Annotated in this window: 14 protein-coding genes; 12 read left to right on the top strand and 2 right to left on the bottom strand. The window is 38.5% G+C overall.

Features of this window, described 5'->3' with window-relative positions:
* The first annotated feature begins 9 nt into the window (after positions 1-9).
* The 8 genes from mrdA (at position 10) to crcB (ending at position 8,063) form a co-directional block, all read left to right on the top strand.
* Entirely contained in the window at positions 10-1,905 is a 1,896-nt protein-coding gene (gene mrdA / locus PH4a_RS11885; RefSeq protein ID WP_064719442.1) for a peptidoglycan DD-transpeptidase MrdA, read from the top strand.
* 5 nt (positions 1,906-1,910) lie between these two features.
* Positions 1,911-3,023, top strand: a complete 1,113-nt coding sequence (gene mrdB / locus PH4a_RS11880) for a peptidoglycan glycosyltransferase MrdB (protein WP_064719297.1) — start codon at positions 1,911-1,913, stop codon at positions 3,021-3,023.
* Between the two features lie 10 nt (positions 3,024-3,033).
* On the top strand, positions 3,034-4,005 hold the full coding sequence (rlpA, locus tag PH4a_RS11875; RefSeq protein ID WP_129039981.1) for an endolytic peptidoglycan transglycosylase RlpA: 972 nt from the start codon (positions 3,034-3,036) through the stop codon (positions 4,003-4,005).
* Positions 4,006-4,128: 123 nt separating this feature from the next.
* Positions 4,129-5,340 (top strand): D-alanyl-D-alanine carboxypeptidase DacA, encoded by a 1,212-nt coding sequence (dacA, locus tag PH4a_RS11870; protein ID WP_129039979.1) that lies wholly within the window; start codon positions 4,129-4,131, stop codon positions 5,338-5,340.
* A 195-nt stretch (positions 5,341-5,535) separates the two neighbouring features.
* Entirely contained in the window at positions 5,536-5,799 is a 264-nt protein-coding gene (gene ybeD / locus PH4a_RS11865) for a DUF493 family protein YbeD (protein ID WP_129039977.1), read from the top strand.
* Positions 5,800-5,960: 161 nt separating this feature from the next.
* On the top strand, positions 5,961-6,605 hold the full coding sequence (gene lipB, locus PH4a_RS11860) for a lipoyl(octanoyl) transferase LipB (protein WP_129039975.1): 645 nt from the start codon (positions 5,961-5,963) through the stop codon (positions 6,603-6,605).
* Positions 6,606-6,706: 101 nt separating this feature from the next.
* Positions 6,707-7,672, top strand: a complete 966-nt coding sequence (gene lipA, locus PH4a_RS11855) for a lipoyl synthase (protein ID WP_129039973.1) — start codon at positions 6,707-6,709, stop codon at positions 7,670-7,672.
* 16 nt (positions 7,673-7,688) lie between these two features.
* Positions 7,689-8,063, top strand: coding sequence for a fluoride efflux transporter CrcB (gene crcB / locus PH4a_RS11850; protein WP_064719292.1), 375 nt, complete (start codon positions 7,689-7,691; stop codon positions 8,061-8,063).
* A gap of 60 nt (positions 8,064-8,123) precedes the next feature.
* On the opposite strand, the gene cspE is transcribed toward crcB, so the two are convergent.
* The gene (cspE, locus tag PH4a_RS11845; RefSeq protein WP_064719291.1) at positions 8,124-8,333 is read right to left on the bottom strand and encodes a transcription antiterminator/RNA stability regulator CspE; all 210 of its coding nucleotides are present in this window, start codon (positions 8,331-8,333) and stop codon (positions 8,124-8,126) included.
* A 197-nt stretch (positions 8,334-8,530) separates the two neighbouring features.
* Entirely contained in the window at positions 8,531-9,004 is a 474-nt protein-coding gene (locus PH4a_RS11840) for a methylated-DNA--[protein]-cysteine S-methyltransferase (protein WP_129039970.1), read from the bottom strand.
* A 281-nt stretch (positions 9,005-9,285) separates the two neighbouring features.
* Between PH4a_RS11840 and nrdH the strand changes: the two genes are divergently transcribed.
* From nrdH to nrdF, 4 genes are read left to right on the top strand one after another with little or no spacing between them, the layout of a single operon-like run.
* Positions 9,286-9,510, top strand: a complete 225-nt coding sequence (nrdH, locus tag PH4a_RS11835) for a glutaredoxin-like protein NrdH (protein WP_064719289.1) — start codon at positions 9,286-9,288, stop codon at positions 9,508-9,510.
* A gap of 12 nt (positions 9,511-9,522) precedes the next feature.
* Positions 9,523-9,921 (top strand): class Ib ribonucleoside-diphosphate reductase assembly flavoprotein NrdI, encoded by a 399-nt coding sequence (nrdI, locus tag PH4a_RS11830; protein ID WP_129039968.1) that lies wholly within the window; start codon positions 9,523-9,525, stop codon positions 9,919-9,921.
* 31 nt (positions 9,922-9,952) lie between these two features.
* Positions 9,953-12,079, top strand: coding sequence for a class 1b ribonucleoside-diphosphate reductase subunit alpha (gene nrdE / locus PH4a_RS11825; protein ID WP_129039966.1), 2,127 nt, complete (start codon positions 9,953-9,955; stop codon positions 12,077-12,079).
* A gap of 31 nt (positions 12,080-12,110) precedes the next feature.
* The gene (nrdF, locus tag PH4a_RS11820) at positions 12,111-13,079 is read left to right on the top strand and encodes a class 1b ribonucleoside-diphosphate reductase subunit beta (RefSeq protein WP_064719287.1); all 969 of its coding nucleotides are present in this window, start codon (positions 12,111-12,113) and stop codon (positions 13,077-13,079) included.
* The last annotated feature ends 43 nt before the right edge of the window (positions 13,080-13,122 follow it).

Genomic DNA, 13,122 nt, shown 5'->3' with positions numbered 1-13,122 from the left:
ACTAATGGGATGAAGAAAAGAAAACGCACCCCGTTTCGAGATTATACTGCGGAATCAAAACTGTTTATCCGTCGTGTTGTCGTCGCGTTTTCAGGCATTCTAATATTAAGTGGTATTTTGGTTTTTAACCTCTACCACATACAAATTGCTCGCCATGATGATTATCAAACACGTTCAAATGATAACCGAATCAAACTAGTTCCCATCCCGCCAAGCCGAGGCATTATCTACGACCGCAAGGGGGTTCCTCTTGCGCTGAATCGTACTATCTATCAATTAGAAATAGTGCCTGAAAAAGTTGCGGATCTAAAAGAAACATTAGAGAGCTTAAGAGATGTCATCGATTTAACCGATGAAGATATCGCCGCATTTGAAAAAGAGCGTAAACGCTCGCGACGATTTAGCTCTATCGCGCTGAAAACAGCCCTTAGCCAAGTACAAGTGGCACGTTTTGCTATCAACCAATACCGCTATCCTGGTTTAGAAATTAAAGGCTACCAACGTCGTTTTTATCCTTATGGTTCTGCATTAACCCATGTGATTGGCTATGTTGCCAAAATTAACGATAAAGATGTTGAACGCTTAGAAAAAGAAGGTTTATACCCAAATTATGCTGCAACGCATGATATTGGTAAGTTAGGCATTGAGCGTTACTATGAATCTGTTTTACATGGTAAAACAGGTTATGAAGAGGTCGAAGTCAATAGCCGAGGCCGTGTTATTCGCCAATTACACGAACAACCACCACAAGCAGGTAAAGATATTTACCTTACTATCGATCTTGAGCTACAGACTTATATCGAAACATTACTGACGACAAGCCGTGCAGCAGTTGTTGTTACCGACCCTCGTAATGGTGAGATTTTAGCGCTTGTTTCTAACCCAAGTTATGACGCTAACCTTTTTGTTGGCGGTATTTCCAATACAGAATATCAAGCTCTGCTTAATAACCCTGACAGACCACTTATAAACCGAACAACACAAGGACTTTATCCCCCGGCTTCAACGGTGAAACCTTTTATGTCTGTTGCAGCATTAAGTGAAGGGGTGATTACCGCTAATACCACGATCCACGATCCCGGCTGGTGGCAATTACCCGGCTCTGAAAAACGCTACCGTGACTGGAAACGTTGGGGGCATGGCAAACTGAATGTGACTAAATCAATTATTGAGTCTGCAGATACTTTCTTCTATCAAGTTGCTTATGATATGGGAATAGACCGCATTTCAACGTGGATGACTCGTTTTGGTTATGGTGAATACACCGGTATTGATTTATCAGAAGAACGTAATGGCATTATGCCAACCAGAGAGTGGAAACAACAGCGGTATAAAAAACCTTGGTATCAAGGCGATACTATTCCAGTCGGTATTGGTCAAGGTTATTGGACTGCAACCCCCATCCAGATGGCAAAAGCGCTTATGACATTAATTAATGATGGGCAAGTAAAAACCCCTCATTTACTTTATGGCACAAAATTAGGCAATGAGATGTTACCTTATGTTGATGCTGAAACTCGCCAAATTGGGGATATTCATTCCGGTTATTGGGAACTTGCCAAACATGGTATGTATGGTGTTGCTAATCTGCCAAATGGTACTGCTCGTCGTAGTTTTGCTGATGCACCTTATAAAATTGCAGCAAAATCAGGTACTGCTCAGGTATTTAGTTACGAAACCTATAATGCAAGCCAATTGGCAGAACATCTTCGTGACCATAAATTAATGATAGCCTTTGCACCTTATGACAAACCGACTGTCGCTGTTGCTATTATTTTAGAAAATGGAGGCGCGGGGCCTTCTGTGGGTGATCTCACTCGTCAGATACTTGACCACATTTTACTTGGTGATAACAACACTGTATTGCCAGTATCTCCGCCATCTCCACGTGGTTCAGAGGAATAATCATTATGACTGAGAATAACAAGAAAAAATCACTCTGGACTCGCTTACATATCGATCCCCTTTTTCTGCTGTGTATTATTGCCTTGCTTGCCTATAGCGCATTTATTATGTGGAGTGCGAGTGGACAAGATCCTGAAATGATGGAAAGAAAAATGGGGCAAATTGCAACGGGTTTTATGGTCATGATCGTTTTGGCTCAAATCCCCCCCCGCGTTTATGAAAGTTGGGCTCCTCATCTCTATTTCTTCTGTATCGTTTTACTCATTTTTGTTGATGTTTTTGGTCATATTAGCAAAGGGGCTCAACGTTGGTTAGACTTAGGGATCATTCGTTTTCAACCTTCTGAAATAGCTAAAATTGCAGTGCCGTTGATGGTAGCTCGATTTATGAATCGAGATGTTTGTCCACCGACATTACGTAATACGGCAATCGCTCTTGTGATTATTTTTGTTCCTACCCTTTTAGTCGCGGCTCAGCCCGATTTAGGCACCTCTATTTTAATTGCTGCGTCAGGTATTTTTGTTATCTTTTTAGCAGGAATGAGTTGGCGCTTAATTACCGTTGCAGTACTGCTTATTGCTGCATTTATTCCTATACTCTGGTTTTTCCTGATGCATGATTACCAACGTACACGAGTAATGATGCTGCTAGACCCAGAATCAGACCCCTTAGGGGCGGGATATCATATTATCCAATCTAAAATTGCCATTGGTTCTGGTGGATTACATGGAAAAGGTTGGTTACAAGGCACGCAATCTCAATTAGAATTCTTACCTGAGCGCCATACAGACTTTATTTTTGCTGTTTTGGCTGAAGAAGTAGGATTAATCGGTGTTCTGATACTGCTTACACTCTATATACTCTTAATTGCGCGAGGTCTTTACCTTGCATCAAAAGCACAGAATACATTTGGTAGGGTTATGATTGGCGGATTAATGCTAATTCTCTTTGTTTATGTATTCGTTAATATAGGAATGGTCAGTGGGATCCTTCCTGTTGTCGGTGTGCCGTTACCTTTAGTGAGTTATGGAGGCTCTGCGCTTATTGTATTAATGGCAGGGTTCGGCATTGTTATGTCAATTCATACACACCGAAAACTATTATCAAAAAGTTTATAATGAGGTTTCTATGCGTTTGCAATGGATTTTGATTGGTTTCAGTGCATTGCTACTTTCAGGCTGTGTTATCGATAAGCCCGCAAATAATAAGCAACCAGCACCATTACCGAATGTGCCTGCTCAACGAGTATTAGGTGCTGAGCCTCGTTATGAGCCTTATCATCCAACAGCTAATAGAGACTATCGGAAAAATGGGACGGTTTATCATATCGTTCAAGATCCTGCTAATTTTAGCGAACGAGGACAAGCCATTGTTTACGATAGTTTAGCCATGAGTCGTTTAACCGCTATTGGCGAACGTATTAATCCTTATGAATTTGCAGCAGCTCATCCAACGTTACCTATTCCTAGTTATGTGAAAGTCACAAACTTAATGAATGGCCGTACAATGGTTGTACGCATCAATGATCGTGGTCCTTACGTTGATAATAAGCAGTTACAGGTCACTCAAGCGGTTGCTGACAGTTTACGCATAATGCCAACAACACCATTGCAAATTGAAGGTATTGTTGTTGATCAAAATGGCTATATGAGTGGTATTGGTACACATGGTGCTCAAATAGAGAAAAAAACTGCCGCACTACCTGAGCGTCCTAATTTAGGTACTTCAGCGACAACGACTACACCGATATCCTCTTCACAGCCAATAACACCTGCGGTAACAACGCCAACAGTAACTATGGCTCCAGCTCCAGCTCCAGCTCCAGCTCCAGCTCCAGCTCCAGCTCCGCAGGTAGTATCTTCATCAACATCAATTGCACAAGGTTATTATGTGCAAGTAGGTGCACTAAGTAACGCCAATAATGCACAGTCTTGGCTAACTGATTTATCGTCCTCGTTAAATACTAAAGGTCTTATTATTACCGCTGATGGGTTACATAAAGTACAACTAGGCCCTTATTCATCGAAAGAACAAGCTGAGACGATAAAAACTAAGCTTAAGCAAATTAAAGATATTAATGCATTTATCATTACTCAATAATAATGATATTTATATTTAATCCTTTTTATATCAGCAAACTAAAGGGTAAACTCTGGCAAGTTTGCTGATATTTTATTTATCGGTCTCTATTTTTCCCCTGAATTTCCGGAATAAACAAACAGAATGAAACAGACACTCCCAGCTAAATTACTAAGAACCAGCATACTCAGCACTACTTTTGCATTACTGGCTTTTAGCCATAACAGCTTTGCTGATGATTCAATCAAAACAATGATACCTGCTGTTCCTAGTATCGAAGCCGAATCCTATATTCTTATCGATTATAATTCTGGAAAAGTGCTAGCGGAAATGAACGCAGACGTTCGCCGTGACCCAGCAAGCTTAACCAAAATGATGACCAGTTATGTTATTGGGCAATCTATTCGTGCTGGAAAAATTTCAAACAGCGATATCGTTCCTATTGGTGAAGAAGCTTGGGCAACGGGTAATCCTGTTTTCCGTGGTTCGTCGCTGATGTTTTTAAAACCGGGCGATCAGGTTACTGTAGCGCAATTAACCCGTGGTATTAATCTACAATCAGGTAATGATGCTTGTGTGGCAATGGCTTCTTATGTTGCTGGTAGCCAAGATACTTTTGTTACCATGATGAATGACTACGTTAAACGCCTAGGTCTACAAAATACTCAATTTCAAACGGTTCATGGACTTGATGCGCCTGGCCAATACAGCACCGCTCGTGATATGGCATTAATCGGTGCAGCGCTTATTCGCGATGTTCCTGATGAATACGCAATCTATAAAGAAAAAGAATATACCTACAACAATATTCGCCAAACTAACCGTAATGGTCTGTTGTGGGATACGAGTTTAAATGTTGATGGTATTAAAACAGGCCATACTGCATCGGCAGGTTATAACCTTGTCGCTTCAGCAACTGAAGGCGATATGCGCTTAATTTCTGCAGTAATGGGCGGACACTCGCCTAAAGGCCGTGATGCCGAAAGTAAAAAACTACTGACTTGGGGCTTTCGCTTTTTTGAAACGGTAAAACCTCTGCAAGTGGGTAAAGAATTTGCAGCCGAACCTATTTGGTATGGCGAAATGGATAAAGTGCAATTAGGTGTAGAAAAAGACGTTTACTTAACGATCCCTCGTGGCCGTTTAAAAGATTTAAAAGCCAGTTATATTCTTGATAATGTTGAGCTTCATGCACCTGTTGCTAAAAACCAAGTTGTTGGTGTAATTAACTTTCAACTTGATGGCCAAATTATTGAGCAACGCCCGTTAGTTGTTATGAATGAAGTAAAAGAAGGTGGCTTTTTCAGTCGCATGATTGATTACATCAAATTATTATTTTCACACTGGTTTAGCTAAACCTTGAAATGGGTAAATCTGTCCATATATAACTAACATATAGATATTGGCTTAACACCATTTACCATTTTGATATTTGCCCTAATAACACTCTCGCATTCCTTATTTACTAAGGAATGCGCTTTTTATTTATCAATATTGGGTATATCAATATATCGATTGCAACAATAATGTCTGTTGCTTTAAGGACTTAATATGAAAACCAAATTAAACGAACTGTTAGAGTTCCCTTGTTCATTTACTTATAAAATCATGGGACATGCAAAACCAGAGTTGGTTGATCAAGTAGTTGAAGTTATTCAACGTCATGCTCCAGGTGACTATACACCATCAGTAAAACCAAGTAGCAAAGGTAACTACCACTCTGTTTCTATTACTATTAATGCAACTCATATCGACCAAGTAGAAACGCTATATAAAGAGCTTGGTGAACTTGAATTAGTACGTATGGTTCTGTAATCATCTATTTTTATTCAATTATTTATTTAGAAAAGGCGCCAAGTTAGGCGCCCTTTTTGTATTTTTCCTGCTAATTTTTTTATTGCTTTCGGAAAAAAAACATCTCAATCTGGTAGTTCATTTGCCAGAGCGTTATACTGCCTTTCACAATTACGCTACAAATGAAGATTTTCACGGTGCAAGACAAAACAATCATTATTCGCCAATTGGGTGTAAAACCTTATTTACCGGTTTCTGATTCTATGCATCAGTTTACGGAAAAACGGGAAAGTCACACACCTGATGAAATTTGGCTCGTTCAACATGAGCAGGTATTTACCCAAGGCCAAGCAGGTAAAGAAGAGCACCTGTTAAATACAGGCACTATTCCTGTTATTCAATCTGATCGAGGTGGCCAAGTGACTTATCATGGCCCAGGTCAGCAAGTGATGTATGTGTTGCTTGATTTAAAACGTAACCATATTGGCGTTCGTCAATTAGTCACTGCATTAGAAAATACGGTGATTGATACCCTTGCTACATTCAATGTTGAAGCCTACGCTCGTACAGATGCGCCAGGTGTATATGTTAGTGGTAATAAAATTTGCTCATTAGGGCTACGTATTCGCAAAGGCTGCTCTTTTCATGGTCTTGCATTAAATATTGATATGGATTTATCACCTTTTATGCGTATTAATCCCTGTGGTTACCCTGATTTAAAAATGACACAACTTGTTGATTTTGTGCCTAATGTAACGACAGAACAAATAACACCGTTATTAGTGAAAAATTTTTGTACGCAACTAGGATTCCAACCACAGCAATAAAAATGCTATAATTTTTTTAACATTTGTCATTTTTTTTTAAAACCCTGATTACCTCAGTCACATCGTGTTAATCACTCTAGATAACTGGAACTGGCACAATTATGAGTAAACCTATTCAGATGGAACGCGGAGTTAAATATCGCGACGCCGATAAAATGGCACTTATTCCTGTTAAAACGGTCGTTACAGAACGAGAAGAACTACTACGTAAACCTGAGTGGATGAAAATAAAGCTGCCCGCTGATTCAAGTAAGATTCAGGGCATCAAAGCGGCAATGCGCAAAAATGGTCTTCACTCAGTATGTGAAGAAGCCTCTTGCCCTAACCTAGCGGAATGTTTTAACCACGGTACAGCAACCTTTATGATTTTAGGTGCTATCTGTACACGACGCTGCCCATTCTGTGATGTGGCACATGGTCGCCCAAATGCACCCGATCCACAAGAGCCACAAAAACTAGCTCAAACCATTAAAGATATGGGATTGCGCTATGTCGTTATCACCTCTGTCGACCGTGATGACTTGCGTGATGGGGGGGCTCAGCACTTTGCTGATTGTATCGCGGCAATCCGTGAGAAAAATCCAACTATTCGTATTGAAACATTAGTACCAGACTTTCGTGGCCGTATGGATAAAGCACTTGAGATCCTAACAGAAACACCGCCTGACGTTTTCAACCACAATTTAGAAAATGTGCCACGTGTTTATCGTCAAGTACGCCCAGGCGCTAACTACCAATGGTCACTTACATTATTAGAGCGTTTTAAGCAAGCACACCCTGATATTCCAACAAAATCAGGTTTAATGGTTGGGCTAGGTGAGACAAACGAAGAAATTATTGACGTTATGCGTGATCTGCGCAAACATGGGGTAACGATGCTGACACTGGGGCAATATCTGCAACCAAGCCGTCATCATCTTCCTGTTCAACGCTACGTCAGTCCTGACGAGTTTGAATACATGAAAGAACAAGCACTGGCGATGGGCTTTACTCATGCAGCTTGTGGTCCATTTGTTCGCTCATCTTATCATGCTGATCTTCAAGCTCAGGGGATTGAGGTTAAATAACAATTAATCTCTTAATATGCTCAATATTGCAATAGCTGTATTTATAGGTGGTGGTTTAGGTAGCGTGTTACGCTGGCTAATTAGCTACCGCCTAAATTCTCTCTTTCCTCACTTTGCAACAGGTACATTTGTAGCTAACTGCATTGGTGCTTTTATTATCGCTTTTGGAATTGCTTGGTTTAGTAAAGCGCCTCATATCGACCCCATTTGGAAAATAATGTTAACTACTGGGTTTTGTGGTGGCTTAACTACATTTTCAACCTTCTCGGTTGAAGTGGTGGCGCTACTTACCGAAGGCAAAATAGGTTGGGCACTAGGAACGATGGGAGCAAACTTAGCAGGTTCATTTTTAATGACTGCATTTGCATTTTGGCTATTAAGAGAAATGTAATACTCTAAATATAAAAACCCGTTAAATAACGGGTTTTTACTGTCTCAAAGAAGTCGTTAATTAGATAGCGACAACGTTTGCAGCAGATGGCCCTTTCGCGCCGTCAGTAACTTCAAACTCTACTTTTTGACCTTCAGCAAGGGTTTTAAAGCCTTCTGAACTAATAGCGGAAAAATGTACAAATACATCTTTGCTGCCATCTTCTGGAGTGATAAAACCAAAACCTTTAGTTTCGTTAAACCACTTAACGTTACCTTTTAATTTAGACATCAAGTTTACCTTTAAAATAGAAAATAAACGCAAGCGTTTTGCGTTGGCTATAGTAAAACAAAAATGATGATTCGCTGTCCACAGTCTAGATCACGAAACGCGCATTTTTTTTCTGCCAACCGATTAATATTCAGACAAATCTCATAACTTAAGCCATAGTTCTCTTAAGAAATAATACTTAATACTAACAGTATGAACTATTCATCAATATCAACTTTTTCGTAACGAAGTAGCCAACGTTTAATATCTAACCCACCAGTATAGCCCACTAATTTTCCATTATGTCCAATAACTCGATGACAAGGGATGATTAAAGAGATTGGGTTACGTGAGTTTGCCATTCCAACCGCTCTGCAATAATTGACTGAACCTAATGTAAGCGCTAATTTTTTATAACTCCAAATTTCACCAAAAGGTATCGTTTGAAGTGTTTGCCAAACACGGCCTTGAAATTCAGTTCCCTCTGGTGCTAATGGCACTGAAAATGTCGTACGTTTACCTGCAAAATACTCTTTCAATTGCTTAACACATTGATTAATTATCGGACTTGAATGAACGGCAATTTCTTTTTCATCTACAAAATAAAGGCTTGTAATTCCCTCTTCATTTGCAGTAATCGATATATAGGGTTTTGGGAATTCTTTTGGTGTATCGAGATAGTCTTGGTACATAATGTTTTCTCTGCTGATCCGTCTGTATTCACAAGATTAAATCATGCTTTATTTATAAAGCAATCATCTAATTACTCGCATACCTAATAAAAATTGATCAATAAAGCGATTGAAAAATAAAATTAGTGCGCTAACTGTTTAATTTTAATAATAATCATTATCAAACAACAAAACCACCATATATTGTGTGGTTGAAAATAAATAACTCTATATATAGTATCTAATCACTTTTCATTGTGAGCGTTATTGTTGTGCGTTTACATTTTTATAAGGGTTAGTTTATGTCTGTGATCCTCTATACCAAACCGAATTGCGTTCAATGCAGTGCCACTGAACGTGCGTTAAAACAGAAAAATATTCCGTTTGTCTCTGTAGATCTCACGAAAGATACGCAAGCATTAGAACAGATTGTTTCGATGGGATATCGACAAGTGCCTGTCGTTGTTAATGGCGAACAACATTGGTCTGGATTTTGTCCTGATAAAATAAGACAAATTACGCTCTAAAAGGAGCTACTAATGCAAACGGCACCTTTAATCTATTTTTCAAGTCGCTCTGAAAATTGTCACCGCTTCGTGCAAAAGCTCAATATACAAGCAACAAGATTAATTGAAGATGAGCAGCTACTTGCAACACAACCTTTTGTATTGCTTAGCCCTACTTATGGTGGCGGTGGAACTCAAGGTGCAGTTCCCAAAACGGTTATTCAGTTTTTAAATATTCCTGAAAACCGCCATTTAATACGTGGCGTAATCGCTTCTGGCAATACTAATTTTGGTGTCGCTTATGGATTAGCCGGCGATATTATCGCTCAAAAATGCCAAGTGCCTTTTCTCTATCGATTTGAGCTTCTAGGCACGCCAGAAGATGTTAAGCGCGTAAAAACCGGATTAAGTGCGTTTTGGTCAACTGTTTAAATGACCTGAACAATGCAGTGAGATAATAAACATGACTCAATCAACTGAACAACTTGATTACCATGCGTTAAATGCCATGCTCAATCTCTATGACGAACAAGGCAATATTCAATTTGAGAAAGACAAATTAGCGACCCACCACTTTTTTCGTCAGCATGTTAATCAAAACACGGTATTTTTTCACGATCTTAAAGAGAAACTTGATTTTCTAGTACAGCAGCACTATTACGAGGCGCAAGTTTTAGAACAATATGAATTTTCCTTTATAAAACAGCTTTTTAAGCATGCTTATAGCAAGAAATTTCGCTTTCAATCCTTTCTTGGCGCCTTTAAATACTATACCAGCTATACCTTAAAGACTTTTGATGGCGAACGCTATCTTGAGCGCTATGAAGACAGAGTATGCATGGTGGCATTAACACTTGCGCAAGGAAATACCGACCTTGCTATACATATTGTTGATGAAATTATTAGTGGCCGCTTTCAACCCGCAACGCCTACATTCTTAAATTGTGGCAAACAACAACGAGGCGAATTGGTCTCCTGCTTTCTTTTGCGTATTGAAGATAATATGGAATCTATTGGTAGGTCAGTTAACTCTGCACTACAACTCTCTAAACGCGGCGGCGGCGTTGCTTTTTTACTAACAAACTTGCGTGAAGCTGGTGCGCCAATTAAGCGTATAGAAAATCAATCTTCTGGCGTCGTACCTGTAATGAAAATGCTTGAAGATGCATTTTCATACGCCAATCAATTAGGTGCGAGACAGGGTGCTGGTGCCGTTTATCTTCATGCTCACCACCCTGATATTTATCATTTTCTTGATACTAAGCGAGAAAATGCAGATGAAAAAGTCAGAATTAAAACACTTTCTTTAGGTGTCGTTATTCCTGATATTACCTTTGAGCTCGCTAAGCGTAATGAAGATATGTACCTCTTTTCACCTTATGATGTAGAGCGGGTTTATGGCATGCCTATGTCTGAAATAAGCATTAGCGAAAAATATGCTGAAATGGTAAATAACGCCAATATTCGCAAAAAGAAAATTAAAGCTAGAGAGTTTTTTCAAACATTAGCTGAAATTCAATTTGAATCTGGCTATCCCTATATTATGTTTGAAGATGCGGTGAATCGAAATAACCCTATTGCGGGTCGAATTAATATGAGTAATTTATGCTCTGAAATTCTTCAAGTTAATAGTGCCAGTGAATACCACCCCGATTTAAGTTATCGCTATATTGGCCATGATATCAGCTGTAATTTAGGTTCAATGAATATTGCGATGGCGATGGATTCGCCTGATTTTGCTCGTACGATTAATATTGCTATTAGAGCATTAAGTAATGTCGCTGATATGACTAAAATAGAATCGGTGCCTTCTATTCAAAAAGGCAACCAAGCTTCTCATGCCATTGGTTTAGGGCAAATGAATTTACATGGTTATTTAGCCCGAGAAGGTATTTATTATGGTTCTGAAGAAGCATTAGATTTTACTAATATCTATTTTTATACCGTCACTTATTATGCTTTATTAGCATCAAATCAATTAGCCATTGAAAAAAAACAGACTTTCAATAATTTTGAAAATTCAAAATACGCTTCCGGTGAATATTTTAATAAATATTTATCCCAACAGTGGCTGCCTAAAACACAAAAAATCCACCAGCTATTTAGCCAATCAAATGTACATATTCCAACTCAAGAAGATTGGCAAAAACTTAAACTATCGATCATGACTTACGGCATTTATAATCAGAACTTACAGGCAATACCACCTACTGGTTCTATTTCTTATATCAACCACTCTACATCAAGCATCCACCCTATTGCAGCGCCTATAGAAATAAGAAAAGAAGGTAAAATTGGTCGAGTTTATTATCCAGCTCCGTTTATGACCAATGAAAATCGCCACTATTATCAAGATGCTTACGAAATTGGTGCTGAAAAAATTATCGATACCTATGCTCAAGCTACACAGCATATTGATCAAGGCTTATCATTAACCTTGTTCTTTTCTGATGAGGCAACAACAAGAGATATCAATAAAGCCCAAATCTATGCTTGGCGCAAAGGTATTAAAACCTTGTATTACATTCGTATTCGACAAACAGCATTAGCCGGAACTGAAATAAAAGGCTGTGTTTCATGTGCACTTTAATAAAAATAAATAACAATAAGGAGGATGCAATATGTCAGCACCTTATTTAAATCGTGTTAATGCGATTAATTGGAATCGTATAGAAGATGAGAAAGATCTTGAAGTATGGAATCGTCTTACTATGAATTTTTGGCTACCTGAAAAAATACCACTTTCTAATGATATTCCTTCTTGGAATACGCTTACAGCAAAAGAGAAGCAACTCACTATTCGTGTTTTTACTGGATTAACGTTACTCGATACTATTCAAAATACGGTAGGTGCACCCACTTTAATGCCAGATGCTCTTACACCACATGAAGAAGCTGTATTATCTAATATTTGCTTTATGGAAGCCGTACATGCTCGCTCTTACAGCTCTATTTTCTCTACACTTTGTTTAACGACCGATGTAGATGCCGCTTATCGATGGAGTGAAGAGGATCCTTTTTTACAAAAGAAAGCTGAAATAATTCTACGCTATTACCAAGATGTCGACCCACTTAAGAAAAAGATTGCCAGCGTCTTTTTAGAATCATTTCTATTCTATTCCGGTTTCTATTTACCTATGTATTGGTCAAGTAGAGGTAAATTAACCAATACTGCTGATCTAATTCGTCTTATTATTAGAGATGAAGCTGTTCATGGTTATTATATTGGCTATAAATTTCAAAATCAGTTATTAAATAAATCAGAATTAGAAAAACAAGAAATCAAAGATTTTGCTTTCTCTTTACTGTTAGATTTATATGATAATGAAGTGAAATATACTGAAAATCTTTATGACTCTGTAGGCTGGACTGAAGATGTAAAAAAATTTCTTCATTATAATGCCAATAAAGCATTAATGAACTTAGGCTATGAAGCTTTATTCCCAGATGAATTAACCGATGTAAGCCCTGCTATTCTTTCTTCATTATCACCAGATGCTAATGAGAATCATGATTTCTTTTCCGGCTCTGGTTCTTCTTATGTTATTGGTAAAACAATTAATACAGAAGATGATGATTGGGATTTTTAATTTAACCCAAAAGTGTCTAATCAAAAGCAACGCCAGCATACAT

Origin of the sequence: Proteus hauseri (assembly GCF_004116975.1) — a bacterium.
In the GTDB taxonomy this organism is placed as follows: domain Bacteria; phylum Pseudomonadota; class Gammaproteobacteria; order Enterobacterales; family Enterobacteriaceae; genus Proteus; species Proteus hauseri.
Note: the sequence above shows the minus strand (reverse complement) of the source record. Positions and strands in the feature narration are given on the sequence as shown.